Source organism: Olleya marilimosa CAM030, from assembly GCF_000518485.1.
GTDB classification, from domain to species: domain Bacteria; phylum Bacteroidota; class Bacteroidia; order Flavobacteriales; family Flavobacteriaceae; genus Olleya; species Olleya marilimosa.
On the sequence record NZ_JADR01000010.1, the window covers coordinates 97,618 to 122,694 of the forward strand.

General features: G+C 32.5%; 38 protein-coding genes. 34 read left to right on the plus strand and 4 right to left on the minus strand.

The genetic code is table 11. The features are described from left to right. The first annotated feature begins 20 nt into the window (after positions 1–20). From rplC to M890_RS0112710, 34 genes are all read left to right on the plus strand, one after another. The gene (rplC, locus tag M890_RS0112550; RefSeq protein WP_028283869.1) at positions 21–638 is read left to right on the plus strand and encodes a 50S ribosomal protein L3; all 618 of its coding nucleotides are present in this window, start codon (positions 21–23) and stop codon (positions 636–638) included. Then, positions 638–1,267 carry a 50S ribosomal protein L4 gene (gene rplD / locus M890_RS0112555; RefSeq protein ID WP_028283870.1) on the plus strand — a complete coding sequence of 210 codons (630 nt, stop codon included), beginning with the start codon at positions 638–640 and terminating at the stop codon, positions 1,265–1,267. The genes rplC and rplD overlap by 1 nt, the downstream gene beginning before the upstream one ends. Positions 1,268–1,274: 7 nt before the next feature. Next, the gene (gene rplW, locus M890_RS0112560; RefSeq protein WP_028283871.1) at positions 1,275–1,565 is read left to right on the plus strand and encodes a 50S ribosomal protein L23; all 291 of its coding nucleotides are present in this window, start codon (positions 1,275–1,277) and stop codon (positions 1,563–1,565) included. A 10-nt stretch (positions 1,566–1,575) separates the two neighbouring features. Beyond that, the gene (gene rplB, locus M890_RS0112565; protein WP_028283872.1) at positions 1,576–2,400 is read left to right on the plus strand and encodes a 50S ribosomal protein L2; all 825 of its coding nucleotides are present in this window, start codon (positions 1,576–1,578) and stop codon (positions 2,398–2,400) included. Between the two features lie 6 nt (positions 2,401–2,406). After that, positions 2,407–2,685, plus strand: coding sequence for a 30S ribosomal protein S19 (rpsS, locus tag M890_RS0112570; RefSeq protein ID WP_028283873.1), 279 nt, complete (start codon positions 2,407–2,409; stop codon positions 2,683–2,685). A 3-nt stretch (positions 2,686–2,688) separates the two neighbouring features. Further along, positions 2,689–3,096, plus strand: coding sequence for a 50S ribosomal protein L22 (gene rplV / locus M890_RS0112575; RefSeq protein WP_028283874.1), 408 nt, complete (start codon positions 2,689–2,691; stop codon positions 3,094–3,096). Positions 3,097–3,103: 7 nt separating this feature from the next. Next, a complete protein-coding gene (gene rpsC, locus M890_RS0112580) occupies positions 3,104–3,823 on the plus strand; it encodes a 30S ribosomal protein S3 (RefSeq protein WP_028283875.1) in 720 nt (239 codons plus the stop codon). Positions 3,824–3,843: 20 nt separating this feature from the next. Beyond that, complete coding sequence (gene rplP, locus M890_RS0112585; protein WP_028283876.1) at positions 3,844–4,263, plus strand: 50S ribosomal protein L16; 420 nt, start codon at positions 3,844–3,846, stop codon at positions 4,261–4,263. Between the two features lie 13 nt (positions 4,264–4,276). Further along, the gene (rpmC, locus tag M890_RS0112590) at positions 4,277–4,468 is read left to right on the plus strand and encodes a 50S ribosomal protein L29 (RefSeq protein ID WP_028283877.1); all 192 of its coding nucleotides are present in this window, start codon (positions 4,277–4,279) and stop codon (positions 4,466–4,468) included. 13 nt (positions 4,469–4,481) lie between these two features. Beyond that, positions 4,482–4,739: a 30S ribosomal protein S17 gene (rpsQ, locus tag M890_RS0112595; RefSeq protein ID WP_028283878.1), complete on the plus strand. Its 258-nt coding sequence runs from the start codon at positions 4,482–4,484 to the stop codon at positions 4,737–4,739. A gap of 2 nt (positions 4,740–4,741) precedes the next feature. Next, positions 4,742–5,110: a 50S ribosomal protein L14 gene (gene rplN / locus M890_RS0112600; RefSeq protein ID WP_028283879.1), complete on the plus strand. Its 369-nt coding sequence runs from the start codon at positions 4,742–4,744 to the stop codon at positions 5,108–5,110. Positions 5,111–5,121: 11 nt separating this feature from the next. Continuing rightward, the gene (gene rplX / locus M890_RS0112605; protein WP_028283880.1) at positions 5,122–5,433 is read left to right on the plus strand and encodes a 50S ribosomal protein L24; all 312 of its coding nucleotides are present in this window, start codon (positions 5,122–5,124) and stop codon (positions 5,431–5,433) included. A gap of 2 nt (positions 5,434–5,435) precedes the next feature. Next, complete coding sequence (gene rplE / locus M890_RS0112610) at positions 5,436–5,987, plus strand: 50S ribosomal protein L5 (protein ID WP_028283881.1); 552 nt, start codon at positions 5,436–5,438, stop codon at positions 5,985–5,987. Between the two features lie 3 nt (positions 5,988–5,990). Continuing rightward, on the plus strand, positions 5,991–6,260 hold the full coding sequence (gene rpsN, locus M890_RS0112615) for a 30S ribosomal protein S14 (RefSeq protein WP_028283882.1): 270 nt from the start codon (positions 5,991–5,993) through the stop codon (positions 6,258–6,260). 59 nt (positions 6,261–6,319) lie between these two features. Beyond that, positions 6,320–6,718, plus strand: a complete 399-nt coding sequence (gene rpsH, locus M890_RS0112620; protein ID WP_028283883.1) for a 30S ribosomal protein S8 — start codon at positions 6,320–6,322, stop codon at positions 6,716–6,718. Between the two features lie 18 nt (positions 6,719–6,736). Continuing rightward, positions 6,737–7,279: a 50S ribosomal protein L6 gene (gene rplF / locus M890_RS0112625; protein WP_028283884.1), complete on the plus strand. Its 543-nt coding sequence runs from the start codon at positions 6,737–6,739 to the stop codon at positions 7,277–7,279. 9 nt (positions 7,280–7,288) lie between these two features. After that, positions 7,289–7,642 (plus strand): 50S ribosomal protein L18, encoded by a 354-nt coding sequence (gene rplR / locus M890_RS0112630; protein ID WP_028283885.1) that lies wholly within the window; start codon positions 7,289–7,291, stop codon positions 7,640–7,642. 6 nt (positions 7,643–7,648) lie between these two features. Continuing rightward, entirely contained in the window at positions 7,649–8,173 is a 525-nt protein-coding gene (rpsE, locus tag M890_RS0112635) for a 30S ribosomal protein S5 (RefSeq protein WP_028283886.1), read from the plus strand. An 11-nt stretch (positions 8,174–8,184) separates the two neighbouring features. Then, positions 8,185–8,367, plus strand: a complete 183-nt coding sequence (gene rpmD / locus M890_RS0112640; protein ID WP_028283887.1) for a 50S ribosomal protein L30 — start codon at positions 8,185–8,187, stop codon at positions 8,365–8,367. 11 nt (positions 8,368–8,378) lie between these two features. After that, positions 8,379–8,831 carry a 50S ribosomal protein L15 gene (gene rplO / locus M890_RS0112645; protein ID WP_028283888.1) on the plus strand — a complete coding sequence of 151 codons (453 nt, stop codon included), beginning with the start codon at positions 8,379–8,381 and terminating at the stop codon, positions 8,829–8,831. Positions 8,832–8,845: 14 nt separating this feature from the next. Next, positions 8,846–10,186, plus strand: coding sequence for a preprotein translocase subunit SecY (gene secY, locus M890_RS0112650; RefSeq protein WP_028283889.1), 1,341 nt, complete (start codon positions 8,846–8,848; stop codon positions 10,184–10,186). A gap of 10 nt (positions 10,187–10,196) precedes the next feature. Beyond that, entirely contained in the window at positions 10,197–10,412 is a 216-nt protein-coding gene (gene infA, locus M890_RS0112655; protein ID WP_007094967.1) for a translation initiation factor IF-1, read from the plus strand. A 4-nt stretch (positions 10,413–10,416) separates the two neighbouring features. Continuing rightward, positions 10,417–10,533, plus strand: coding sequence for a type B 50S ribosomal protein L36 (ykgO, locus tag M890_RS16660; RefSeq protein WP_010519235.1), 117 nt, complete (start codon positions 10,417–10,419; stop codon positions 10,531–10,533). Positions 10,534–10,535: 2 nt separating this feature from the next. Then, positions 10,536–10,910 (plus strand): 30S ribosomal protein S13, encoded by a 375-nt coding sequence (rpsM, locus tag M890_RS0112660; RefSeq protein ID WP_028283890.1) that lies wholly within the window; start codon positions 10,536–10,538, stop codon positions 10,908–10,910. 8 nt (positions 10,911–10,918) lie between these two features. Continuing rightward, a complete protein-coding gene (rpsK, locus tag M890_RS0112665) occupies positions 10,919–11,311 on the plus strand; it encodes a 30S ribosomal protein S11 (protein WP_028283891.1) in 393 nt (130 codons plus the stop codon). A 183-nt stretch (positions 11,312–11,494) separates the two neighbouring features. Further along, positions 11,495–12,100: a 30S ribosomal protein S4 gene (rpsD, locus tag M890_RS0112670; RefSeq protein ID WP_028283892.1), complete on the plus strand. Its 606-nt coding sequence runs from the start codon at positions 11,495–11,497 to the stop codon at positions 12,098–12,100. 97 nt (positions 12,101–12,197) lie between these two features. Next, entirely contained in the window at positions 12,198–13,190 is a 993-nt protein-coding gene (locus tag M890_RS0112675; RefSeq protein ID WP_028283893.1) for a DNA-directed RNA polymerase subunit alpha, read from the plus strand. Between the two features lie 60 nt (positions 13,191–13,250). Further along, positions 13,251–13,715, plus strand: a complete 465-nt coding sequence (rplQ, locus tag M890_RS0112680; RefSeq protein ID WP_028283894.1) for a 50S ribosomal protein L17 — start codon at positions 13,251–13,253, stop codon at positions 13,713–13,715. An 89-nt stretch (positions 13,716–13,804) separates the two neighbouring features. Next, positions 13,805–14,545 (plus strand): hypothetical protein, encoded by a 741-nt coding sequence (locus M890_RS0112685; protein ID WP_028283895.1) that lies wholly within the window; start codon positions 13,805–13,807, stop codon positions 14,543–14,545. A 49-nt stretch (positions 14,546–14,594) separates the two neighbouring features. After that, complete coding sequence (locus tag M890_RS0112690) at positions 14,595–15,302, plus strand: hypothetical protein (RefSeq protein ID WP_028283896.1); 708 nt, start codon at positions 14,595–14,597, stop codon at positions 15,300–15,302. Positions 15,303–15,379: 77 nt separating this feature from the next. Further along, positions 15,380–16,483, plus strand: coding sequence for a glutamine-hydrolyzing carbamoyl-phosphate synthase small subunit (gene carA, locus M890_RS0112695; RefSeq protein WP_028283897.1), 1,104 nt, complete (start codon positions 15,380–15,382; stop codon positions 16,481–16,483). 151 nt (positions 16,484–16,634) lie between these two features. Continuing rightward, positions 16,635–17,927, plus strand: coding sequence for a phosphopyruvate hydratase (gene eno, locus M890_RS0112700; protein ID WP_028283898.1), 1,293 nt, complete (start codon positions 16,635–16,637; stop codon positions 17,925–17,927). 181 nt (positions 17,928–18,108) lie between these two features. Then, positions 18,109–19,395: a citrate synthase gene (locus tag M890_RS0112705; protein WP_028283899.1), complete on the plus strand. Its 1,287-nt coding sequence runs from the start codon at positions 18,109–18,111 to the stop codon at positions 19,393–19,395. A 65-nt stretch (positions 19,396–19,460) separates the two neighbouring features. Further along, positions 19,461–20,375: a dimethylarginine dimethylaminohydrolase family protein gene (locus M890_RS0112710; protein WP_028283900.1), complete on the plus strand. Its 915-nt coding sequence runs from the start codon at positions 19,461–19,463 to the stop codon at positions 20,373–20,375. A 70-nt stretch (positions 20,376–20,445) separates the two neighbouring features. Here M890_RS0112710 and M890_RS0112715 read toward each other — a convergent pair whose 3' ends face one another. The 4 genes from M890_RS0112715 to M890_RS0112730 form a co-directional block, all read right to left on the minus strand. Beyond that, positions 20,446–21,165, minus strand: coding sequence for a 3-ketoacyl-ACP reductase (locus M890_RS0112715; RefSeq protein ID WP_028283901.1), 720 nt, complete (start codon positions 21,163–21,165; stop codon positions 20,446–20,448). A gap of 106 nt (positions 21,166–21,271) precedes the next feature. Next, the gene (locus M890_RS0112720) at positions 21,272–23,548 is read right to left on the minus strand and encodes a TonB-dependent receptor domain-containing protein (RefSeq protein ID WP_028283902.1); all 2,277 of its coding nucleotides are present in this window, start codon (positions 23,546–23,548) and stop codon (positions 21,272–21,274) included. Continuing rightward, a complete protein-coding gene (locus tag M890_RS0112725; RefSeq protein ID WP_028283903.1) occupies positions 23,541–24,440 on the minus strand; it encodes a FecR family protein in 900 nt (299 codons plus the stop codon). The genes M890_RS0112720 and M890_RS0112725 overlap by 8 nt, the downstream gene beginning before the upstream one ends. Positions 24,441–24,507: 67 nt before the next feature. Beyond that, entirely contained in the window at positions 24,508–25,023 is a 516-nt protein-coding gene (locus M890_RS0112730) for an RNA polymerase sigma factor (RefSeq protein ID WP_028283904.1), read from the minus strand. Positions 25,024–25,077 lie beyond the last annotated feature (54 nt).

Sequence of the window (25,077 nt, forward strand, 5' to 3'; positions counted from 1 at the left end):
ATAACAAATAAATAATAATTATGTCTGGGTTAATTGGAAAAAAAATCGGTATGACCAGCATTTTCGATGAAAATGGTAAGAATGTACCATGTACAGTAATCGAAGCTGGACCATGTATCGTTACCCAAGTCAGAACTGAAGAAGTTGACGGTTATAATGCTGTTCAACTTGGTTTCGATGACGCGACAGAAAAAAGTGCTACTAAAGCTGACTTAGGTCATGCTAAAAAAGCAGGGACTTCTGTAAAACGCAAAATCGTTGAATTCAAAGGTTTTGATGCGGAGTACAAGTTAGGTGATGCAATCACTGTTGAGCACTTTGTAGAAGGTGAATTTGTTGATGTATCAGGTACATCTAAAGGAAAAGGATTTCAAGGGGTTGTAAAACGTCATGGGTTTGGTGGTGTAGGTCAAGCTACTCACGGACAGCATAACCGTTTAAGAGCACCAGGATCTATTGGAGCAGCTTCTTATCCAGCAAGAGTATTCAAAGGAATGCGTATGGCAGGAAGAATGGGAACAGATTCAGTTAAAGTTGAAAATTTAAGAGTTTTAAAAGTAGTTCCTGAAAAGAATTTACTAGTTGTTAAAGGTTGTGTACCTGGACATAAAAACGCTTATGTAATTATCAGAAAATAATGAAAGTAGCAGTTTTAGATATAAACGGAAAAGAAACAGGTAGAAAGGCAGACCTTTCTGACGGTGTTTTTGCTATTGAACCTAATAATCACGCTGTATATTTGGACGTTAAGCAATATTTAGCAAACCAAAGACAGGGAACTCACAAAGCTAAAGAGCGTGCTGAGATTATTGGTAGTACACGTAAGATTAAAAAACAAAAGGGTACTGGTACAGCCAGAGCAGGTAGTATTAAGTCAGGAGTTTTTAGAGGTGGAGGACGTATGTTCGGACCAAGACCAAGAAACTATTCATTTAAACTTAACAAAAGCTTAAAACGTTTAGCGCGTAAATCAGCTTTAAGTATCAAGGCAAATGAAAAGTCTATTATTGTCCTTGAGGACTTTAATTTTGATGCTCCAAAGACTAAAAACTTTACAGCGGTATTGAATGCGTTAGACTTACAGAATAAAAAATCTCTGTTTGTGTTGGGTACGTCGAATAATAATGTATATTTGTCGTCACGTAATTTGAAAGGCTCAGAAGTTATAATTGCCTCAGAATTAAGTACTTATAAAATATTAAATGCAAATCAAGTTGTCCTTTTAGAGAGCTCTTTAGAAGGAATTGAGTCGAATTTAAGTAAATAGAAACAAAATGAATATCTTAATTAAACCTATAATCACGGAAAAAGCAACTGCTAATAGCGAGTTAAACAACTGCTATAGTTTCTTTGTGAACACTAAGGCGAACAAGGTAGAAATCAAAAAAGCAGTTGAAGCTGCTTATGGAGTTTCTGTTGAAAAAGTTCGTACTATAAATGTCCGTCCAGATAGAAGTACCAAGTTTACTAAAACTGGTATTCAACATGGTAAAACAAATGCTAAGAAAAAAGCAATTGTACAACTGGCGGAAGGTGAAATGATTGATTTATACACTAACATGTAATTAAAGACAAATGTCAGTAAGAAAATTAAAACCAATCACACCAGGTCAGCGATTTAGAGTAGTTAATGGATTTGACGCCATTACTACTGACAAGCCGGAAAAAAGCTTATTAGCTCCGAAAAAACGATCAGGTGGTAGAAACAGTCAAGGACGTATGACTATGCGCTATAAAGGTGGTGGTCATAAACGTAGATATCGTTTAATTGATTTCAAAAGAACTAAAGTAGGTGTTCCTGCTGAAGTAGCATCAATTCAATACGATCCAAACAGAACCGCTTTTATTGCATTATTAAATTACCAAGACGGAGAGAAAGCTTATATTATTGCTCAAAATGGTTTACAAGTTGGTCAAACTGTCGTTTCAGGTGAAGGTTCTTCTCCAGAAATTGGAAACGCAATGCCATTAGCTAATATTCCTCTAGGAACAATTATCTCATGTGTTGAGTTAAGACCAGGACAAGGTGCTGTTATGGCAAGAAGTGCTGGAGCATTTGCTCAATTAATGGCAAGAGATGGTAAGTTTGCAACAATTAAATTGCCGTCAGGTGAAACTAGATTAATTTTAGTTACATGTATGGCAACAATTGGAGCAGTGTCTAATTCAGATCACCAATTATTGGTCTCAGGTAAGGCTGGACGTAGTAGATGGTTAGGTAGAAGACCAAGAACAAGACCAGTTGTAATGAATCCAGTTGATCACCCAATGGGAGGTGGAGAAGGTAAGTCATCAGGTGGACATCCACGTTCTAGAAACGGTATACCAGCTAAAGGATATAGAACACGTTCTAAAACTAAAGCGAGTAATAAATATATTGTAGAACGTAGAAAGAAATAAGAAATCATGGCAAGATCATTAAAAAAAGGACCTTACGTTCACTATAAATTAGAGAAAAAAGTAGCTGACAATGTTGAAGCTAACAAAAAAACTGTTATTAAAACTTGGTCAAGAGCAAGTATGATAACACCTGATTTTGTTGGGCAAACAATTGCAGTGCATAACGGTCGTCAGTTTGTTCCAGTTTACGTTACAGAAAACATGGTTGGACATAAGTTAGGAGAATTTTCACCAACAAGATCTTTTAGAGGTCACGCTGGTGCTAAAAATAAAGGTAAAAAGTAAGCTATGGGAAGTCGTAAAAAACAAATGGCAGACGCTATTAAGGAAGGTAAAAAGCAAATCGCTTTTGCTAAACTTAATAACTGTCCTACGTCACCAAGAAAAATGCGTTTAGTAGCCGATTTAGTAAGAGGTGAACGCGTAGAAAAGGCACTTAATATTTTAAAGTTTAGTCAAAAAGAAGCTTCAAATCGTTTAGAAAAATTATTACTTTCGGCGATAGCTAATTGGCAAGCTAAGAATGAAGATGCAAGTATCGAAGATGCTGAATTATTTGTTCAAGAAATAAGAGTAGATGGTGGGTCTATGTTAAAAAGATTACGTCCAGCACCACAAGGACGTGCTCACAGAATAAGAAAACGCTCAAACCACGTGACAATCGTGGTTGGAGCTAACAATAACACACAAAGCTAAGATAGATATGGGACAAAAGACAAATCCAATCGGAAATCGCTTAGGAATTATCAGAGGATGGGAGTCTAACTGGTACGGAGGAAACGATTATGGTGATAAACTTGCCGAAGACGATAAGATCAGAAAATACGTTCACGCGCGTTTATCTAAAGCTAGTGTATCTCGTGTAATAATTGAGAGAACTTTAAAACTTGTAACCGTTACTATCACTACTGCTAGACCTGGTATCATTATCGGAAAAGGTGGTCAAGAGGTAGACAAGTTAAAAGAAGAACTTAAGAAAATTACAGGTAAAGAAGTTCAGATTAATATTTTTGAAATTAAAAGACCTGAACTTGATGCGTTTTTAGTAGCAACTAGTATTGCTCGTCAAATTGAAAATAGAATTTCATACAGACGTGCTATTAAAATGGCTATAGCTGCAACAATGCGTATGAATGCTGAAGGAATAAAAGTACAGATTAGTGGTCGTTTAAATGGAGCTGAAATGGCGCGTTCAGAACACTACAAAGAAGGTCGTATTCCTTTATCAACTTTTAGAGCCGATATTGACTATGCTTTAGTTGAATCTCATACTACATATGGTAGATTAGGGGTTAAAGTATGGATCATGAAAGGTGAAGTATATGGTAAAAGAGAGCTTTCTCCTCTTGTTGGCTTAGCTAAGAAGCAAGGAAAAGGTGGACGTCAAGGAGGTGGTAAACCACAACAACGTCGTAGAAAGTAATTTTTTAAAGAACAGAAAAAATGTTACAGCCTAAAAGAACAAAATTTAGAAAAATGCAAAAGGGACGTATGAAAGGGAACTCTGGTAGAGGTCACTTACTTTCAAACGGAACTTTTGGAATAAAATCATTGGATTCTAATTTTTTAACATCACGTCAAATTGAAGCAGCTCGTATTGCCGCTACACGTTACATGAAAAGAGAAGGTCAACTTTGGATTAAAATATTTCCAGATAAGCCTATTACAAAAAAGCCTCTTGAAGTACGTATGGGTAAAGGTAAAGGTGCAGTAGAATATTGGGCAGCAGTTGTTAAACCAGGAAGAATCCTTTTTGAAGTTGGAGGAGTGCCTTTAGAAGTTGCTAAAGAAGCATTAAGACTTGCAGCTCAAAAATTACCAGTAAAAACTAAGTTTGTAATCGCTAGAGATTACGAAGCATAATTTATTTGATATTATGAAACAATCAGAAATTAAAGAATTATCTGTAGCTGAGTTACAAGAGAAACTTAGTGAAACAAAGAAGAGCTATTCAGATTTAAAAATGGCTCATGCAGTTTCTCCTTTAGAGAATCCAATTCAATTACGTCAAGTAAGACGTACGGTTGCAAAAATTGCAACAGAATTAACTAAAAGAGATTTAAAATAATTCTGCTTACAAGATGGAAAAAAGAAACTTAAGAAAAGAGCGTATCGGGATCGTTACTAGTAACAAGATGCAAAAATCAATAGTGGTTGCTGAAGTTAAAAAAGTAAAACACCCTATGTACGGAAAGTTCGTGTTGAAAACTAAAAAATACGTTGCACACGATGAAACAAACGATTGTAATATTGGAGATACTGTAAAGATCATGGAAACAAGACCTTTAAGTAAATCTAAATGTTGGAGATTAGTTGAAATAATTGAAAGAGCGAAGTAATTATGGTACAACAAGAATCAAGACTAAGAGTAGCAGATAACACTGGAGCAAAGGAAGTTTTAACTATCCGTGTTCTAGGTGGTACTAAAAGAAGATACGCTTCTGTAGGTGACAAAATTGTTGTCACTGTAAAAGATGCGACTCCTAATGGAAACATTAAAAAAGGAGCTGTGTCTACAGCAGTAGTTGTACGTACTAAAAAAGAAGTTAGACGTCCAGACGGATCTTATATCAGATTTGATGATAACGCTTGTGTCCTTTTAAATCCTACTGGAGAAATGAGAGGTACACGTGTTTTTGGACCTGTAGCTAGAGAACTTCGTGATAAACAATTCATGAAAATTGTATCATTAGCACCAGAGGTGCTTTAATTGATAAAAAAATGACAAAGCTAAAAATAAAAACAGGAGATATCGTCAAGGTTATAGCTGGTGATCATAAAGGATCTGAAGGTAAAGTACAAAAAGTATTTACTGAGAAGAACAAAGCTATAGTTGAAGGAGTAAACATGGTTAAGAAACATACTAAACCAAGTGCACAAAACCCTCAAGGTGGTATTGTAGAAAAAGAGGCATCTATCAACATTTCAAACTTATCTTTATTAACTTCAAAAGGTGAAGAAACTAGAGTAGGTTATAGAATGGAAGGTGATAAGAAAGTCAGATTTTCTAAAAAATCTAATGAAGTAATATAGTTATGGGATATTCACCGAGACTAAAAGAAGAGTATAAAAGCAAAGTAATTGCTGCTCTTACAGAAGAATTTGGATACAGTAATGTAATGCAAGTACCAAAACTAGAAAAGATAGTTTTATCTAGAGGTGTTGGAGCAGCTGTTGCTGATAAAAAGCTTGTTGACTATGCAGTTGACGAACTTACGGCTATTACTGGTCAAAAAGCTGTATCTACTTTATCTAAAAAAGATGTTGCAACTTTCAAATTACGTAAAGGAATGCCAATTGGTGCTAAAGTTACGTTAAGAGGAGAAAGAATGTATGAGTTTTTAGATCGTTTAATCACTTCTGCACTTCCACGTGTTAGAGATTTTAACGGAATAAAAGCTACAGGTTTTGACGGAAGAGGTAACTACAATTTAGGTGTTACCGAACAAATTATCTTTCCAGAAATAAATATTGACAAAGTTAATAAAATTGACGGAATGGATATTACATTTGTAACTTCTGCCGAAACAGATAAAGAAGCAAAATCATTATTAACAGAATTAGGGTTACCTTTTCAAAAAAACTAAGTTATGGCTAAAGAATCAATGAAAGCCCGCGAGGTTAAAAGATCAAAGACAGTAGCTAAATATGCTGAAAAACGTAAGGCTCTTAAAGAAGCTGGAGATTATCAAGCGTTACAAAAGTTACCTAAAAATGCATCACCTATCCGCCAACATAATAGATGTAAATTAACTGGTAGACCAAAGGGATATATGCGTACCTTTGGACTTTCTCGTGTTATGTTTAGAGAAATGGCTAACCAAGGTTTAATTCCAGGTGTTAAAAAAGCAAGTTGGTAAAATTTTAATTGGTCTTAGGTTCGGAATAGTCCGAAAACCAAGTCCGCAAATAAATACATATGTATACAGATCCAATAGCAGATTACTTGACTAGAATTAGAAACGCAGTGCGTGCTAATCACAGAGTTGTAGAAATTCCTGCTTCAAATTTAAAAAAGGACATTACTAAAATATTATTCGATCAAGGATATATTTTAAGTTATAAGTTCGATGATTCTACCGTACAAGGTACAATCAAAATTGCCTTAAAATACAATAAGGAAACAAAAGAACCTGTAATTAGAAAATTACAAAGAATCAGTAAGCCTGGTTTACGTAAGTACTCTAGTTCAACTGAATTACCACGTATACTTAATGGTTTAGGTATTGCAATCGTTTCTACATCCCATGGTGTTATGACTGGAAAGCAAGCACAAAGAGAAAACGTTGGTGGTGAAGTTTTATGTTACGTTTACTAATTTTAAATCCAGAAGAAAATGTCAAGAATAGGAAATAATCCAGTTGCCATTCCAGAAGGAGTAACTGTAACAGTTGATAATAATACAATAACAGTAAAAGGAAAATTAGGTGAGTTAACTCAAGAATTTGATACTGTTGAAGTAAAAGTTGAAGAAGGAAATGTATTAGTAACACGTTCTACAGATACTAAAGATCAAAAAGCTAAGCATGGTTTATATCGTTCATTAGTTTTTAATATGATTGAAGGTGTTTCTAAAGGATGGACTAAAGAATTAGAATTAGTTGGTGTAGGTTATAGAGCTTCAAACCAAGGTAACGTCCTTGAGCTAGCTTTAGGTTTTTCACACAACATCATTTTAGATTTAGCTCCAGAAATTAAAGTAGAAACTGTTTCTGATAAAGGAAAAAATCCAATAATAAAATTAACATCTCATGATAAACAATTAGTAGGACAAGTTGCTGCTAAAATCAGAGGATTTAGAAGACCAGAACCATACAAAGGAAAAGGTATTAAGTTTGTTGGAGAAGTATTAAGAAGAAAAGCAGGTAAATCAGCATAATAATTAGTTATGGCGTTAACAAAAAACGAAAGACGAATAAGAATTAAAAACAGAATCCGTAAGGTTGTTTCTGGTACAGAAGCAAGACCTAGATTAGCTGTTTTTAGAAGTAATAAAGAAATTTATGCTCAATTAGTAGATGACGTTACTGGTAAAACATTAGCTGCTTCATCTTCTAGAGATAAAGATATTGCTGCAAAAGGAAACAAAGTAGAACTAGCTGCATTAGTAGGTAAGTCTATCGCGGAAAAAGCCTTAAAGGCTGGTGTTGAGACAATCGCTTTTGATAGAGGTGGTTATTTATATCATGGTAGAATCAAATCATTAGCTGAAGGAGCTAGAGAAGGAGGACTTAAATTCTAAGAAATTATGTATCAAAAATACAAAAGCGCAGAGTTAGTAAAACCAAGTGGATTAGATCTTAAAGATCGTTTAGTTGGTGTGCAAAGAGTTACTAAGGTAACTAAAGGAGGTAGAGCATTCGGTTTTTCTGCAATCGTAGTGGTTGGAGATGAAGCTGGTGTTGTAGGTCAAGGTTTAGGAAAATCAAAAGATGTTGCTAGTGCAATTGCAAAAGCAATAGAAGATGCTAAGAAAAACTTAGTTCGTATTCCTATCATGAAAGGAACTTTACCTCATGAACAAAAAGGAAAATTTGGTGGTGCAAGAGTAAATATTATACCTGCAGCTCCTGGTACAGGAGTTATTGCTGGTGGAGCTGTAAGAACAGTTTTAGAAGCAGTAGGTGTACACGATGTTTTATCTAAATCTCAAGGTTCATCAAATCCTCATAATGTTGTTAAGGCTACTTTTGATGCTTTATTACAATTAAGAGACCCTAGAACGATTGCTCGTGAAAGAGGTGTTTCTTTAGAAAAAGTTTTTAACGGATAATCACAACAGCAATGTCGAAGATAAAAGTAACAAAAGTTAAAAGTGCAATCAACAGAACTCAAAGACAAAAAAGAACTTTATTGGCTCTTGGTCTTAAGAAGATTGGACAAACTATAGAACACGAGGCTACTCCTAACATATTAGGTATGGTAGCAAAAGTAAACCACTTAGTTTCTGTAGAGGAAACTAAATAATAATACTGAAAATGGATTTAAGTAATTTAAAACCTGCAGAAGGTTCAGTTAAAAGTCAAGGTAAAAGAATAGGTAGAGGACAAGGTTCTGGTAAAGGTGGTACTGCAACACGTGGTCACAAAGGAGCAAAGTCTAGATCTGGTTATTCTAAGAAGGTCGGTTTTGAAGGAGGGCAAATGCCACTTCAACGTAGAGTACCTAAGTTTGGCTTTACTAACATAAATCGTAAAGAATATCAAGGTGTAAATCTTGATGTTATTCAACAATTAGTTGACGATAAGATAATAAAAGATACATTAGATTTTGATACTCTAGTAGGTTTAGGATTAGTTGGTAAAAACGAACTAGTTAAAATTCTTGGAAGAGGTGAATTAAAATCAAAATTAAGTGTAACAGCTCATAAATTTACTGCTACTGCAAAAGCTGCTATTGAAGCTGCAGGAGGAGAAGCTGTAACTTTATAAGAACAATCGAACGCATGAAATTTATAGAGACATTAAAAAATGTTTGGAAAATTGAGGAACTAAGAAATAGAATTCTAGTAACACTAGGTCTACTATTAGTTTATCGTTTCGGAGCACAAGTAGTATTACCAGGTATTGACGCAACCCAATTAGAAAGCCTACAAACTGGAACATCAGAAGGTATTTTTGGGATATTAAATGCCTTCACAGGAGGTGCATTTGCTAATGCTTCTGTATTTGCACTTGGAATTATGCCATATATTTCTGCTTCTATTGTAGTTCAATTAATGGGAATAGCTATTCCTTATTTGCAAAAGCTACAAAAAGAAGGTGCTAGTGGTCAGAAAAAAATAACACAAATAACGCGTTGGTTAACTATAGCAATATGTTTAGTGCAAGCACCAGGTTATTTGGCTAGTTTACAACCTATGTTTGGTATACCAAATTCAGCCTTTTTATTAGGTCAAGGTGGTGTTTTCTATTTCTCATCAATAGTTATACTTGTAACAGGTTGTATATTCGCAATGTGGTTAGGAGAGAAAATAACTGATAAAGGTATTGGGAATGGTATTTCATTATTAATAATGGTAGGTATTATTGCAACTCTTCCAAAATCTTTCTTACAGAATGCTGCTTCTCGAGGTAATAATGTTATGATGATTTTATTTGAAATCGTTATATGGTTTGTTATTATTTTACTTTCAATCTTGTTAGTAATGGCAGTTCGTAAGATAGCAGTACAGTATGCCAGACGTTCAGCTACTGGAGGTTATGAGAAAAATGTATTCGGATCAAGACAATATATTCCATTAAAGCTTAATGCATCTGGAGTAATGCCAATCATATTTGCTCAGGCTATTATGTTTGTTCCTGGTCTAATTGGTGGATCGTCTTTACTAAAAGATACAGCCTCAGGATTATGGCTACAATCAAATTTTTCTGATATTTTTGGATTTTGGTATAACTTAGTATTTGCTCTATTAATAATTATATTTACATATTTTTATACAGCAATTACTGTTCCGACTAATAAAATGGCTGACGATCTAAAACGAAGCGGTGGATTCATTCCAGGTATTCGTCCAGGATCAGAAACTTCTGAATATCTAGACAAAATTATGTCTCAAATAACTTTACCAGGTTCTATTTTTCTTGCATTAATAGCTGTGTTCCCAGCGTTTATTGTTAAGTTGCTTAATGTTCAATCTGGTTGGGCTTTATTTTTCGGAGGTACATCTTTATTAATTATGGTTGGAGTTGCAATTGACACTATGCAACAAGTAAACAGTTACTTGTTAAATAGACATTATGATGGCTTGATGAAGACTGGTAAAAACAGAAAAGCAGTAGCTTAATATTTTCACTATGGCAAAACAAGCAGCAATAGAACAAGATGGAACTATCATTGAAGCATTATCAAATGCTATGTTTCGTGTTGAATTAGAAAATGGTCATATTGTGACCGCACATATTTCGGGTAAGATGCGTATGCATTATATTAAGTTGTTACCAGGAGATAAAGTTAAATTAGAAATGAGTCCTTACGATTTAACTAAGGCTCGTATAACCTATAGATACTAATACGATGAAAGTAAGAGCATCAATTAAAAAAAGAAGTGCGGATTGTAAAATCGTACGCAGAAAAGGTAGACTTTACGTCATTAACAAAAAGAATCCTAGATTCAAACAAAGACAAGGGTAATTATGGCAAGAATCGCAGGTGTAGACATACCAAAACAAAAAAGAGGAGTGATCTCGTTAACTTATATCTATGGAGTAGGTAGAAGTAGAGCTCAAGAAATTTTAGCAGAAGCTAAAGTTGACGAAAACATCAAAGTACAAGACTGGACAGATGATCAAATTGGAGCAATCCGTGAAACTGTAGGTACTTATACTATTGAAGGTGAATTACGTTCTGAAACACAATTAAACATTAAACGTTTGATGGATATAGGGTGTTACAGAGGTATTCGTCATAGAGTTGGTTTACCTTTAAGAGGTCAACGTACTAAGAATAACTCTAGAACAAGAAAAGGAAGAAGAAAAACAGTTGCTAACAAGAAAAAAGCAACTAAATAATAAGTAGTATGGCAAAGACAAACGCTAAAAGCACAAAAAAACGTAAAGTTATTATTGACGCTGTTGGAGAAGCTCACATTACTGCTTCTTTCAACAATATCATTATTTCACTTACTAACAAAAAAGGAGATGTCATTTCATGGTCTTCTGCAGGTAAGATGGGATTTAGAGGGTCTAAAAAAAACACACCTTATGCAGCACAATTAGCAGCGGAAGATGCTTCTGAAGTAGCTAAAGAAGCTGGATTAAAAAAGGTTAAAGTTTATGTTAAAGGACCTGGAAATGGTAGAGAATCTGCTATAAGATCTATCCATAATGCAGGAATTGAAGTAACAGAAATTATTGATGTTACACCTTTACCTCACAATGGTTGTCGTCCTCCAAAAAGAAGAAGAGTATAAGTATTTAAAATATACTTAACTTAAGCAATAATTAAATTAATATCATCTGTTTATCAGATGGTATTAATTTTTTGTATAAATTTGCAAACTGAAATTTAAAACAAGTATCAACAAAGAGATTAACGATTATCGAAGGATAAGATTTAGACCTTAATTCATAATCACTCTTAAAACAATTAGAAAATGGCAAGATATACTGGTCCTAAAACTAAAATAGCTCGTAAATTTGGTGAAGCTATATTCGGAGACGATAAGTCTTTTGAAAAAAGAAATTACCCACCAGGTCAACATGGAAACAACAGAAGACGTGGTAAAAAATCTGAATATGCTATCCAATTAATGGAGAAGCAAAAAGCTAAATATACTTATGGTATTTTAGAACGTCAATTCAGAAACATGTTTAAAAGAGCTACAGCTGCTCAAGGAATTACAGGTGAAGTTTTACTTCAATTATGTGAATCAAGATTAGATAATGTAGTGTACAGAATGGGAATTTCTCCTTCTAGAAGTGGAGCAAGACAACTTGTATCACACAGACATATTACCGTTAATGGTGAGTTAGTAAACATTCCATCTTACCAACTTAATGCTGGTGATGTTGTTGCTGTTAGAGAAAAATCTAAGTCATTAGAAACTATTGATAGATCTTTATCTAATTCTAGCAATGTCTATGAATGGATAACTTGGAATAGTGAGAAAAAAGAAGGTACTTATGTATCTGTTCCTGCTAGAATCCAAATTCCAGAAAATATAAATGAGCAATTCATCGTAGAATTATACTCTAAATAATAAATTACTAACATTGGTATTTAGCCAAAGGGTTTGTCAGTATTTCTTCAAACTTTTAAACCGCGCAACTAAATAACAATTCAAACGAAGAAAAATTATGGCAGTATTTAATTTCCAAAAGCCTGACAAGGTAATCATGATTGATTCAACTGATTTCGAAGGTAAATTCGAATTCAGACCTCTAGAGCCAGGTTATGGACTAACAGTAGGAAATGCTTTAAGAAGAGTTTTATTATCTTCATTAGAAGGATTTGCTATAACATCTGTTAGAATAGAAAGTGTAGATCATGAATTTTCAACAATAGCAGGTGTTGTTGAAGACGTTACAGAAATTATTTTAAACTTAAAGCAAGTACGCTTTAAGCGTCAGATTGAAGATGTAGATAACGAATCTATTTCAATTTCAATTTCTGGTCAAGATAAAATTGTAGCAGGAGATTTCCAAAAGTTTATTTCTGGATTCCAAGTATTAAATACAGATCAAGTGATTTGTAACTTAGATTCTAAAGTAAACATCAATATGGAAATTACTGTTGAAAAAGGTAGAGGATATGTTCCAGCAGAAGAAAACAAAAAAGCTTCAGCACCAATTGGAACAATTTTTACTGATTCAATCTATACACCAATTAAAAATGTTAAGTACAGTATCGAGAATTATCGTGTAGAACAAAAAACGGATTACGAAAAATTAGTTTTCGAAATTCAAACTGATGGTTCTATAACACCTCAAGATGCTTTAACAGAAGCTGCAAAAACTCTTATTCACCACTTCATGTTATTCTCTGATGAGCGTATCACATTAGAAGCGGATGAGATTGCTCAAACTGAAACTTATGATGAAGAATCACTTCATATGAGACAGTTGTTAAAAACTAAATTAGTAGATATGGACCTTTCGGTTCGTGCTTTAAATTGTTTAAAAGCAGCAGAGGTAGATACTTTAGGAGACCTAGTGTCTTTTAATAAAAATGATTTAATGAAGTTCCGTAATTTTGGAAAGAAATCTTTAACAGAGCTAGAAGAGCTTGTAAATGTTAAAGGATTAAATTTCGGAATGGATCTTTCAAAATACAAACTAGATAAAGACTAATACATCATATTTTGCTCCTCATAAAGAGTTTGAGCAAGATGATGATTAAAAACAAATGTCATGAGACACGGAAAAAAAGTAAACCATTTAGGTAGAAAAACTGCTCACAGAAAATCAATGTTAGCAAATATGGGTTGTTCTTTAATAGAGCACAAACGTATTAATACAACTGTAGCTAAAGCGAAAGCTTTAAAAGGGTTTATTGAGCCATTAATCACTAAGGCTAAAGACGATACAACACATAATAGACGTATTGTATTTTCTAGATTACGTCAAAAAGAAGCTGTAACAGAACTTTTTAGAGATGTTGCTGCTAAAATTGGTGATCGTCCAGGTGGATATACTAGAATTATCAAGTTAGGAAACCGTTTAGGTGATAACGCAGATATGGCAATGATTGAATTAGTAGATTACAACGAAATCTACAATGCAGATAAAAAAGCTAAGAAAACTACACGTAGAAGTCGTAGAGGTGGTAGTAGCACTACTGTTACTCCTCCAGTTGCTTCAAATGAAGAAGAATAGTTTCTTAATTTGCTGTTAAATTATTATTAAAAAAGAGATAAGCTTTATAAGTTTATCTCTTTTTTTTTACATTTAAGCAAACTTTTTATATGAAACCTATCTTGCTATTTCTTGCTTTTTTTGTCATGACTTCTATGTCTGGACAAGTTATTAAAAACGAGGTTTCTACAGGTCAAGCTAAGCATTCAAATCTTCCTTTGGTAGATTTAAATTCAAGTTTACAAGACAACTCTAATGCTGTTAATTATCAAGGTTATTATCTGTCTAATGCAAGTTTACCTGATGTGTCTGGTTCTCCTTTTCCATTTGAAGATGCTGTAATTATAATTAGCACTATTGATGGTAAAGCATATAAAGTACCAAACGGTAATTATAATGCAAGTACAGATGAAGTTGTATCTAATTTTGCAAAAGACTCTTCTTTTGTATTTCAATCCAAAACTATTAAAAGTGTAAAGTTTGAGAAATATACAGCTACACGATATAAAGATATAAACGATAAAGACCATTTTTATTTTGAATTAACGCCACATGCGTCTATTAAACTATTAAAAAAATATTCAGCTAAAATCATTGATGGTCAAATTAATGTTTTAACAAAACAAAAAACATCCCCTGATATGTTTAGTTTATCAGATAGCTATGGCATAACTATTGATGGTAAAACAGTAACAGATTTTAAACTAAATAAAAAGTCAGTTTTAAAACTTCTAGCAAGTCATAAAAAGTTGATTCAAGATTTCGTTAAAAAAGAAAATTTATCATACAAAGAAGAATATGACATTATAAGAATCCTAAATTATTACAGTGTTATTTCAAAATTAAATTAAATATAATATACACACACACACACACACAAATTCATTCAAAAACACACACATGAAAAACTACTTATTTATTTTTACCTTATTATTGTCAACTTTTTCCATTGCACAAGGAAGTAACAATTTTAGCTCTAACTTATCAGCTGCAACAAATGATAATACCCAGCAAAATATGTTTAATGCAGTTAATTATCAAGGCGCTTACTTGGCTAATGGAAAATCAAGTGCTGTAATAGGGACGCCATTTGCTTTTGAGGATGCTACAATTGAAATCACTTCAAAAGAAGGTAAAGTATATAAAGTGCCAAATGGTAATTATAATGCTAAATCAAACCAAATCGTTTCAAATTTCGCTAAAGATTCTTCTTTTGTTTTCGATGCAAAAGCAATAGAGTCTGTTAAATTTGATAAATATGTTGCTAAAATTTATAGAGATGAAGATAGCAAAGCCAAATTCTTTTTTGAATTAACACCACATACAACAGTTAAGCTATTAAAAAGATATGAAGCGATAATTAAAGATGGACAGATTAATGTTATGACCAAGCAAAAAACTTCTCCAGATAAATATGTTGTTAATGATAGTTATGCGATTTCTAAAGATGGAGTAACAACTGAAGAGTTTAAATTAAAAAAGAAATCAATATTAAAATTACTTGAAGATAAGAAAAAGTTAATTGAAAAATTTGTTGACGATAATGATCTATCCTACAAAGAGGAAGCAGATGTTGTCAAGATTTTTAATTATTATAGCATTAATTAAGATGCAAGACATTAAAAAAGGGTAATCTATTTTAGATTATCCTTTTTTTTATGCAATTTTGTGAAACTTTTAGAATTATGAAATATCAAAGATTAAAAAAAGCTCTGATCTTATTAGAGGATGGCACCATTTTTCATGGAAAAGCTGTAGGAAAAGAAGGAACAGCATTTGGAGAAATTTGCTTCAACACAGGAATGACTGGATATCAAGAAATTTTCACCGATCCTTCATATTTTGGTCAACTTATGGTAACTACCAATGCACATATTGGTAACTATGGTGTTAACGATAACGAAAACGAATCGGACTCGATTAAAATTTCGGGATTAATCTGTAAAAATTTTAGTTATGATTTTTCAAGAGTTGATTCAAACGGTTCATTAGAAGACTTTCTTAACAAGCATAACCTTTTAGCTATATCTGATGTGGATACAAGAGCATTAGTTAGTTACATTAGAGACAATGGTGTGATGAATGCTATCATTTCGACAGACGTAGATAACATTGACAGCTTAAAGCAACAATTAGAAGAAGTGCCTTCTATGAGTGGTTTAGAGTTAGCATCCAAAGTATCTACTAAAGAGCCATATTTTATTGGAGATGAAAACGCACCAATAAAAATAGCAGCTTTAGACATAGGAATTAAAAAGAATATTTTACGTAATCTAGTTAAAAGAGATGCGTACGTTAAAGTATATCCTTATAATTCAACATTCGAAGATTTAAATTCATGGAATCCAGATGGATATTTCTTATCTAATGGACCTGGTGATCCAGAACCATTAGTGGAAGCGCAAGCATTAGCTAAAGAAATAATAAAAAGAGATTTACCTTTATTTGGTATTTGTTTAGGACATCAAGTTATAGCTTTAGCTAACGGAATCTCAACCTACAAAATGCATAATGGACACAGAGGTATAAATCACCCAGTAAAAAACCTAATTACAGGTAAAGGTGAAATAACATCTCAAAACCATGGATTTGCAGTAAATAGAGAAGAAGCAGAAGCACATCCAGATATTGAGATTACTCATGTACATCTTAATGATAACACTGTTGCAGGATTAAAAATGAAATCAAAAAACGTGTTCTCTGTACAATATCACCCAGAAGCAAGTCCAGGACCACATGACTCTTCCTATTTATTTGACCAATTTATAAGTAATATAAAAAATAAATAATATTAAAAAGACAACGATTTTAAAGTTTCGTTGTCTTTTTTATTTTACTAAAACGTTATAGATAGAATTTTATGTATTTCTGTTATAAAACCTATATATAGCTGAAAATTAAACATTAAATTTGAAATTAATAAACTAAAATCACACACATATGAGTATTATAATTAATGTTCACGCAAGACAAATTTTTGATTCCAGAGGTAATCCAACGGTAGAAGTAGATGTTGAAACAGAAAATGGTTATGTTGGTAGAGCAGCAGTCCCTTCTGGAGCTTCAACAGGAGAACATGAAGCTGTAGAATTACGTGATGGAGGACCTAAATACATGGGTAAAGGAGTTAGTAAAGCTGTAGATAACGTTAATAATATTCTAGCTGAAGAACTTTTAGGAGTTAATGTTTTTGAACAAAATTATGTAGATACACTAATGTGTAAAATAGACGGAACACCTAATAAATCTAAGTTAGGTGCTAATGCTATTTTAGGAGTATCTTTAGCTGTGGCTAAAGCTGCTGCTGCAGAATTAGGTATGCCATTATATAGATACATTGGAGGTGTTAGTGCTAATACATTACCAGTCCCAATGATGAATATTATTAATGGAGGATCACATAGTGATGCACCAATCGCATTTCAAGAGTTTATGGTTATGCCAGTTAAAGCCAAAAACTTTTCTCATGCGTTACAAATGGGAACTGAAATTTTTCACAACCTTAAAAAGGTATTACACGACAGAGGTTTAAGTACAGCTGTTGGAGATGAAGGTGGATTTGCGCCAACATTAGATGGTACAGAGGATGCTTTAGACACTATAGCTATAGCTGTTAAAAATGCAGGATATACGCTTGGAGATGACGTAATGATTGCATTGGATTGTGCTGCTGCAGAATTTTATGTAAACGGAAACTACGATTATTCTAAATTTGAAGGCGAAACTGGTAAAGTACGTTCAAGTAAAGAGCAAGCAGATTACTTAGCAGAATTATCAAGAAACTATCCAATTATTTCTATTGAAGATGGTATGGATGAAAATGACTGGGAAGGATGGAAATATTTAACTGAACAAGTTGGAGATAAAGTGCAATTAGTAGGTGATGATTTATTTGTTACTAACGTAGAAAGATTATCAAGAGGAATTAAAGAAGATATTGCTAATTCTATCTTAATTAAAGTAAATCAAATTGGTACATTAACCGAAACTATTGCTGCTGTAAATATGGCACATAACGCAGGTTATACTTCAGTAATGTCTCATAGATCAGGAGAGACTGAGGATAATACAATTGCAGATTTAGCTGTAGCACTTAATTGTGGACAGATTAAAACAGGATCTGCATCTCGTAGTGATCGTATGGCTAAATACAACCAATTACTTCGTATTGAAGAAGAGTTAGGAGATGTTGCATATTATCCAAAAGATAAAGCATTCAAAATAAAAAGATAGGTGTTTTACTATCACAAATACAAAGCCTTTCAGCGTTAGTTGAAAGGCTTTTTTTATTTAAATCATCTATATAAATTAAACCTATATTAAAATTGTTAAAACCATTATAAATACCCTTTCTAAATCGTTATAGTTTTTGTAAATTTACAATTCTAAATAAACATACAATAAATCAATATACATGTCAAATAAAGCAACGCTTGAAATTAATGGAGAAAAACATGAATTTCCCTTAATTGTAGGTACTGAAAATGAAATAGGAATAGATATTAAAAATCTTAGAGCTGTTACAGGTGGTGTGACAACTATTGATCCAGGATACAAAAATACAGGATCATGTGAGAGTGCTATTACTTTTTTAGATGGAGAAAAAGGAATTTTAAGATACAGAGGTTATTCTATTGAAGAATTAGCTGAAAAAGCGGATTTCCTTGAAGTAGCGTTTTTATTAATTTTTGGTGAATTACCAACTAAAGAGCAACTTAATAAATTTGAAAATGATATTAAGGAGCAGTCTGTTGTTGATGACGATGTAAAGAAAATTTTAGATGCATTCCCTAAGTCAGCACATCCAATGGGTGTTCTTTCTTCTTTAACAAGTGCATTAACAGCGTTTAACCCATCATCAGTAAACGTAGACTCAGAGGAGGATATGTACAAAACTGTATGTAAAATAATGGGTAAATTTCCGGTGTTAGTAGCATGGACAATGCGTAAGCAAAAAGGTTTACCATTAGATTATGGAGATGACAATTTAGGATATGTTGAAAACATCCTAAAAATGATGTTTAAAAAACCTAATCAAGAGTATACTCAAAACCCAATCTTAGTTAATGCTTTAGATAAGTTATTAATTTTACATGCAGATCATGAGCAAAACTGTTCTACATCTACAGTTAGAATAGTAGGATCATCTCACGCAGGTTTATTTGCTTCTTTATCTTCAGGTATTTCAGCACTTTGGGGACCATTACATGGTGGAGCAAACCAAGCAGTATTAGAAATGCTAGAAGCTATTAAAGAAGATGGTGGAGATACTAAAAAGTATATGGCTAAAGCTAAGGACAAAGAAGATCCTTTCCGTTTAATGGGCTTTGGACACAGAGTTTACAAAAACTTTGATCCAAGAGCAAAAATTATTAAAAAAGCTGCTGATGAAGTATTAGGAGATTTAGGAATTGAAGATCCTGTATTAGACATTGCTAAAGGATTAGCTGAAGAAGCTTTAAGTGATCCATATTTTGTAGATCGTAAGTTATATCCAAACGTAGATTTCTATTCTGGTATTATTTATAGAGGTATGGGAATCCCAACAGAGATGTTTACAGTAATGTTTGCTTTAGGACGTTTACCAGGTTGGATTGCACAATGGAAAGAAATGCGTAACCGTAAGGAGCCAATTGGACGTCCAAGACAAATATATATTGGAGAAAATTTAAGATCTTTCAAATCAATTTCTGAAAGATAGATTTCAATTATTAATATAAAAAAAGCTTCATAAATTATTATGGAGCTTTTTTATATCTTTACTTTATGTTAAAACTAAACGTAAAAAACGAAACCTCTAGATTAAGAGCAGTCGTTTTAGGAACAGCAGTTAGTAATGGTCCAACACCAAAACTAGAAGAAGCATACGACCCAAAATCTTATTTACATATCAAAGCAGGTACTTACCCAATTGAAGCAGATATGGTCAATGAAATGGAGTCGGTTGCTAAAATTTTTGAAAAATACGATGTTAAAGTTTACAGACCAGAATTAATAAAGGATTGTAATCAGATTTTTGCTAGAGATATTGCTTTTGTAATTGATGATGTGTTTGTAAAAGCTAACATCCTTCCTGAAAGAGAAAACGAACTTGATGCTATTCAATATTTAATTGATACAATAGATCCTAAAAAAGTGATACGTCCACCAGAGGAAGTGCACATTGAAGGAGGAGACGTAATGCTATGCAACGACTATATCTTCATTGGGACTTATAGAGGTGATGATTATTCAGACTACATCGTAGCCAGAACAAATCAAGCAGGTGTTGATTATATAACACAACAATTTCCGCATAAAAAAATTAAAAGTTTTGATTTAAATAAATCACAAACAAATCCATATGACAATGCCTTGCATTTAGACTGTTGTTTCCAGCCTATAGGAACTAATAAAGCGATTTTACATAAAGAGGGATTTAGAGATGAAACTGAGTATGAATGGTTGTTAAATTACTTCGGAAAAGAGAATTGTTTTATAATTACTAAAGAAGAAATGTTTAACATGAATAGTAACATATTTAGTATCTCTGAAGACGTTATAATTTCAGAAAAAAACTTTACTAGACTTAATACTTGGTTGCGAGAAAAAGGGTTTACAGTTGAAGAAGTACCTTATGCTGAAATAGCAAAACAAGAAGGTTTACTAAGATGCAGCACAATGCCTTTAATTAGGGATTAAAAGACGATATTTATAAACAAAAAGCCTCTTTAATTAAAAGAGGCTTTTTTTATTTTTAATAAAATAGATATTATGGATTTGTAGACCATAACGCAGCACTTTTAAGCATTGCTCTTCTAGGTAATTTTAATCCAGCTACAATTAATTCGGCAAAATCATCAGGTTGTAATACACTATCTTCAGAGTTTTTATCTGCAATGCCTAAGTTAATAGACATGTCTGAAGCTATAGTACTTGGTGTCAAAGTACAAACTCTAATGTTATTTTTTCTAACCTCTTTCATTAAGGACTCAGACATACCAATCACAGCAAATTTTGATGCAGAATAGGCAGACGTGTTAGCGTTACCATTTAATCCAGCAGTTGATGATATATTAATAATATCTCCTTCGTTTTGATTTATTAAATATGGTAAAACCTCTTTAGTGACGTAATACATTCCCATAACGTTGGTTTGAATAATTTTACTCCATTGGTCAACCTCCATGTCATTTAAAGATCCAAAAGCAGCTATTCCTGCATTGTTAACTAAAATGTCTACTTTTCCTAATTGGTCTATAATAGTTTTGATTCCGGTTTTAACAGCCTCGTAATTACCTACGTCAAAAACAGCGTAAATTGCATTAACACCTAAAGCTTTTAATTGGGTTACGGTTTCTTGTAAGTCAGCTTCATTTCTTCCAGTAATAGCAACATCAATACCTTCCTTAGCAAAGGCAATTGCTGTAGCTTTACCTAAACCTTTACTTCCTCCTGTAATTATTGCTTTTCTATTTTTTAAATGTTCCATAATTGATTTAATATCTGTATGTTTTTATAATATGTTTAGCCTCAGGATAATATGGAGACTATTATAAGAGTTAACGAAATTATAGGATTTTTATCAGAAAGTCAAACTAAAATGTAACTCTAAAACTAACATTTGGTGTTAATCCTAATGAAGTGTTTTCAATTGTATTGACTTGATTACTATCAATAGTATAATAGGTGTTAAGTATATTTTCTCTGTTAAGAATATTCCAAACTGAAGCTCCAACAACTGCATTATTTTCGCCTAATTTAAATTGATAAGTTGCAGATAAGTCTGCTCTAATATAGGAGCTTAACCTACTACTGTTTGGAGCATTATAATTAATAGTGTTATTAATAATTGGCGTATTGTCATTGACTTGAGTGTAGGGTTTACCAGAATGCCAATTGACACCAAAAGCTAATTTTAGTTGTTGCCAACTATAAGTGCTACCATAATTAATTTGATGTTTTATATCAAAATTACTAGGGAAAGCGTTGCTGTTGTTTAAGTCTTTAAACGTATAATTATTATTACTATAACTATAACCTATCCATGTACTAAATTGGTTAATTTGTTTATTAATTAATACATCAATACCCTTAACATCATAACCTCCATTAACATTTATAAATTGGTATTGGTTTTGTAAGCCCTGACTTCGGGTAGTTACTCCATTAACCGTTTTGTAATAGCCTTCAATACTTAATAATAATTTGTTTTTATTATAAGTTATGCCTAAACCTAACTGCTTGCTTTTTTGAATTGGAATGGTATTATTGTTAGCTAAAACCCATCGACGATTTTCTACACCTAAAAAGTCGTTTTGTAAATCTATTAACTGTGATGTGGTTTGACTTTTGTATTCCCCAGAAAGTTCGGCTCTAAAATTTTTTAAAAAGCGTTGACTAATATGTAACCTTGGTTCTAAAACACCTATTTTAAAGTTTTTGAAGTAATTATGACGAAACCCTAGTTTGATTAAAGAATTTTTATTTTTGGATTGTAATACCGTTTCAGCGTATACACTATGTGCTGTTAAGATTCGCTTTAAGTTTATATTTAAAAATGGGTCATTTGTTTCTTCTAAATTGCTTACCGAAACTTCATTAAATTGATAACCTCCATTAATTGTAAAGGCGTTATTAAAATTATAATTAGCATCAATATTAAACCCATTGTCAACAACTTTATTTTCTTGTATTAATCGTTGGTTATTTGCCATATTATAATCCGAGGATCTTAAATCGTAATTAGAGTAATACCCTTTAATTGTGGTATTAAATTTATTATTCCAAAAGCGCTCATACTGTATAGCAGATGCTCTGTTTTGTTGCTTAAGTTGATTGCTATTGTTTTGTGAAGCATCAGTATTAGAGGACTCTTCAAAATCTAATTGATTAAATACATTTAGTAATGTAAAACGTAATTTATCTTTTTCAGTAATATCGTGTAATAGTTTTAATGAAATGTCACTAAACCTAAAAGTTTGATTATCTGTAAAAGAATTTTCTGTGTCTGACACTTCAGAGTCTTGAAAGACGCGTTTAAAATATTGGTTGTAAGTTGGTGTGTTTAATACGTCTGTAATAGCACGACGTGTTGCTAATTGTAATTGTGTTTTTGATGTTAAGGGTATAATAGCAAAACCATCTGCAGTAATCATATTTATGCCTATTCCAGCGCTAAAATCGGCATCTATATTATCCGATAATTTCATGTCAATCATGCTGCTAATTCCGTCACCAAAACGTGCGCTTGTTCCGTTTTTTATAACAGCTACATGTTTGGTTAAATATGGGTTAAAGGCAGATATTAGACCAAAAAAGTGTCCGGATTGATACATTTTTATTCCATCATATAAAATAAGGTTTTGATCATGCGTTCCTCCTCTAACATTAATGTTAGATACCGTTTCATCTACACTTAAAACACCAGGTATGGCTTGAATGGTTTGTAATATATCAGGTTCAATTAAACCAGGTAAAATTTCAAAGGATTTTGGTGATATGGTTATATGACCAGATTTGTTTTTGTCAATACCAGTGGTTAAGTAATTAGAGATAGTAATTTCGTCTAATTTTTGAAAAGAAAAACCATTTATATTGCCTGTAACGGTAATAAAATGGTCGTCTAATTTGTTGAATTTTATGTCAGTTTCGATTTCTATTTTTGATAACATATCATCCAGAGAATCTTTACTGTCAAACGTCACAAAAACACCCTTAATTACTTTGTCTGCATAAGAAAAACTAACTTTATACTGATACTCTATTGTAGATAGGACATCTAATAAAGGAAATTTTTTATTTTGGGCATAAAAAGAAAAGCTAAAGGCTAATGCAATAATTAATAATAGGGTCTTTTTTAACGATTTATTCACGCGTTAAAATAATGGTTTTGTTAACTTTTTTATAGCGTAATTGTAGTGGTTGTGTTATGGACTGTAATGCAATATTAATGTCATTGTGTGTAAACTTACCCGAAAACAATTCGTCTTGTTTAATCGTTTTAGCATCAATCTTTACATTATACTGTCTTTCAAACTCATCTAAAACTTCGCTTAAAGGTACGCTAATAAAACTACTTACATTGTTTAACCAATCTGGTTTTTTTGCACTTAAAGTTAACCGCTCAATAGGCTTATTATTAATTATTAAAAAGGAGTCTCCTGCTTTTAATTTGGTTTCAGCACTGTTAAAAGTCACATTAACCATGCCTTCATAGCAGGTAACTTCAAAATAATTTTGACGTTGCTTAACATTAAATTCTGTTCCAACAACGGTTACTATTCCTGATGTTGTAACAACATTAAAGGTGCTTCCTTTTTTAACTTTAAAAAAGGCTTCGCCTTCCAATTTAAGACTGCGTGTATTGTCTGTCCATTGTTTTGGATTATAGGTGATTTTAGATAACGCATTTAAATTAACTTCAGAGTGGTCAGGAAGTTGGATTAATGACTTTTCTGCGTAATGTGTATTGATAGTAGTGTCTAAAGTTGTGGTATAATAATAGGCTCCAAAACAAATAGCTAAAATAGCTGCTATTTTAAGTAATGGAGATAACCAATTAGTTTGTCTATTGGGTTGTTTTTTAATGTTAGTAAGGACGGTTTGTAAAGCCTCGTCCGTATTAAACTCTGGTGCTTTAAAACCCTTACTGTAGTTAGATAACTTAATTATAGCCTCATAGTCCTCAAGCGCTTTAAAAGCTTCAAGTTCTTCAGGTGATAGGTCGTTGTCCAACCATTTTAATATTAGTACTTCTTTATTCATAACCTTTATTCAATTATATAACAAGACTATCCGGAAAATTCCTACCCACATGTCCATAAAATAAAATTTATAACTCATCAATGTCTTGTCTTAATTTTTTTAAAGCACCATAAATACGTTTTTCTACAGCTTTAGTGCTAATGTCCAAAAGTGTAGCTATTTCTTTAAAGCGTTTACCTTCCACACGATTCATTAAAAAGGCAACCCGTTGTGCTTCAGTTAAATTAGCAATTGCTTGTTCTAGTTTTTGACGGTATTCATCTTCCTCCATTAAAAATTCTGGAGATAAATTGGTCTGATGTGTCGTTTTTGTTTGTTGGTGTTTTAGGACTACTTTTTGGTGTGCAACCTCATTTAGCATTAAGTTATTTGCAATTGTAAATACATAACTTTTAGCTTTATCTGGACTTACTTTTTTACAATTTTCCCAGAGCTTTATAAAAGCTTCTTGGGTTTTATCTTCGGGATTTAAACGGTCTCCAAATTTGTAATATAAAAAGCTATGTAAGCTTTTAGCGTGCTTTTTAAAAAATGCCTCGAATCGGGATTTATCACAAATATTTTTATATAACTGTTTTGACATAATTTTTTTAAAGTACTACAAAATAGAACTATTTTTTTTGAAAATCAGGTAGGA

Bases quoted from the DNA above. Each gene is read 5' to 3' on its own strand.
- rplX (WP_028283880.1), top strand. From the start codon at position 5,122: ATGACAAAGCTAAAAATAAAAACAGGAGATATCGTCAAGGTTATAGCT.
- ykgO (WP_010519235.1), top strand. From the start codon at position 10,417: ATGAAAGTAAGAGCATCAATTAAAAAAAGAAGTGCGGATTGTAAAATC.
- secY (WP_028283889.1), top strand. From the start codon at position 8,846: ATGAAATTTATAGAGACATTAAAAAATGTTTGGAAAATTGAGGAACTA.
- rplD (WP_028283870.1), top strand. From the start codon at position 638: ATGAAAGTAGCAGTTTTAGATATAAACGGAAAAGAAACAGGTAGAAAG.
- M890_RS0112675 (WP_028283893.1), top strand. From the start codon at position 12,198: ATGGCAGTATTTAATTTCCAAAAGCCTGACAAGGTAATCATGATTGAT.
- rpsQ (WP_028283878.1), top strand. From the start codon at position 4,482: ATGGAAAAAAGAAACTTAAGAAAAGAGCGTATCGGGATCGTTACTAGT.
- rplF (WP_028283884.1), top strand. From the start codon at position 6,737: ATGTCAAGAATAGGAAATAATCCAGTTGCCATTCCAGAAGGAGTAACT.
- rplE (WP_028283881.1), top strand. From the start codon at position 5,436: ATGGGATATTCACCGAGACTAAAAGAAGAGTATAAAAGCAAAGTAATT.
- rplO (WP_028283888.1), top strand. From the start codon at position 8,379: ATGGATTTAAGTAATTTAAAACCTGCAGAAGGTTCAGTTAAAAGTCAA.
- rplW (WP_028283871.1), top strand. From the start codon at position 1,275: ATGAATATCTTAATTAAACCTATAATCACGGAAAAAGCAACTGCTAAT.
- carA (WP_028283897.1), top strand. From the start codon at position 15,380: ATGAAATATCAAAGATTAAAAAAAGCTCTGATCTTATTAGAGGATGGC.
- rpsK (WP_028283891.1), top strand. From the start codon at position 10,919: ATGGCAAAGACAAACGCTAAAAGCACAAAAAAACGTAAAGTTATTATT.
- rpmD (WP_028283887.1), top strand. From the start codon at position 8,185: ATGTCGAAGATAAAAGTAACAAAAGTTAAAAGTGCAATCAACAGAACT.
- rplR (WP_028283885.1), top strand. From the start codon at position 7,289: ATGGCGTTAACAAAAAACGAAAGACGAATAAGAATTAAAAACAGAATC.
- rplB (WP_028283872.1), top strand. From the start codon at position 1,576: ATGTCAGTAAGAAAATTAAAACCAATCACACCAGGTCAGCGATTTAGA.
- rpsM (WP_028283890.1), top strand. From the start codon at position 10,536: ATGGCAAGAATCGCAGGTGTAGACATACCAAAACAAAAAAGAGGAGTG.
- rpsD (WP_028283892.1), top strand. From the start codon at position 11,495: ATGGCAAGATATACTGGTCCTAAAACTAAAATAGCTCGTAAATTTGGT.
- M890_RS0112710 (WP_028283900.1), top strand. From the start codon at position 19,461: ATGTTAAAACTAAACGTAAAAAACGAAACCTCTAGATTAAGAGCAGTC.
- rplN (WP_028283879.1), top strand. From the start codon at position 4,742: ATGGTACAACAAGAATCAAGACTAAGAGTAGCAGATAACACTGGAGCA.
- eno (WP_028283898.1), top strand. From the start codon at position 16,635: ATGAGTATTATAATTAATGTTCACGCAAGACAAATTTTTGATTCCAGA.
- rplP (WP_028283876.1), top strand. From the start codon at position 3,844: ATGTTACAGCCTAAAAGAACAAAATTTAGAAAAATGCAAAAGGGACGT.
- M890_RS0112685 (WP_028283895.1), top strand. From the start codon at position 13,805: ATGAAACCTATCTTGCTATTTCTTGCTTTTTTTGTCATGACTTCTATG.
- rplC (WP_028283869.1), top strand. From the start codon at position 21: ATGTCTGGGTTAATTGGAAAAAAAATCGGTATGACCAGCATTTTCGAT.
- rpsH (WP_028283883.1), top strand. From the start codon at position 6,320: ATGTATACAGATCCAATAGCAGATTACTTGACTAGAATTAGAAACGCA.
- rpsE (WP_028283886.1), top strand. From the start codon at position 7,649: ATGTATCAAAAATACAAAAGCGCAGAGTTAGTAAAACCAAGTGGATTA.
- rplQ (WP_028283894.1), top strand. From the start codon at position 13,251: ATGAGACACGGAAAAAAAGTAAACCATTTAGGTAGAAAAACTGCTCAC.
- M890_RS0112725 (WP_028283903.1), bottom strand. From the start codon at position 24,440: ATGAATAAAGAAGTACTAATATTAAAATGGTTGGACAACGACCTATCA.
- rpsC (WP_028283875.1), top strand. From the start codon at position 3,104: ATGGGACAAAAGACAAATCCAATCGGAAATCGCTTAGGAATTATCAGA.
- M890_RS0112715 (WP_028283901.1), bottom strand. From the start codon at position 21,165: ATGGAACATTTAAAAAATAGAAAAGCAATAATTACAGGAGGAAGTAAA.
- rpsS (WP_028283873.1), top strand. From the start codon at position 2,407: ATGGCAAGATCATTAAAAAAAGGACCTTACGTTCACTATAAATTAGAG.
- M890_RS0112730 (WP_028283904.1), bottom strand. From the start codon at position 25,023: ATGTCAAAACAGTTATATAAAAATATTTGTGATAAATCCCGATTCGAG.
- rpsN (WP_028283882.1), top strand. From the start codon at position 5,991: ATGGCTAAAGAATCAATGAAAGCCCGCGAGGTTAAAAGATCAAAGACA.
- infA (WP_007094967.1), top strand. From the start codon at position 10,197: ATGGCAAAACAAGCAGCAATAGAACAAGATGGAACTATCATTGAAGCA.
- rpmC (WP_028283877.1), top strand. From the start codon at position 4,277: ATGAAACAATCAGAAATTAAAGAATTATCTGTAGCTGAGTTACAAGAG.
- M890_RS0112690 (WP_028283896.1), top strand. From the start codon at position 14,595: ATGAAAAACTACTTATTTATTTTTACCTTATTATTGTCAACTTTTTCC.
- M890_RS0112705 (WP_028283899.1), top strand. From the start codon at position 18,109: ATGTCAAATAAAGCAACGCTTGAAATTAATGGAGAAAAACATGAATTT.
- rplV (WP_028283874.1), top strand. From the start codon at position 2,689: ATGGGAAGTCGTAAAAAACAAATGGCAGACGCTATTAAGGAAGGTAAA.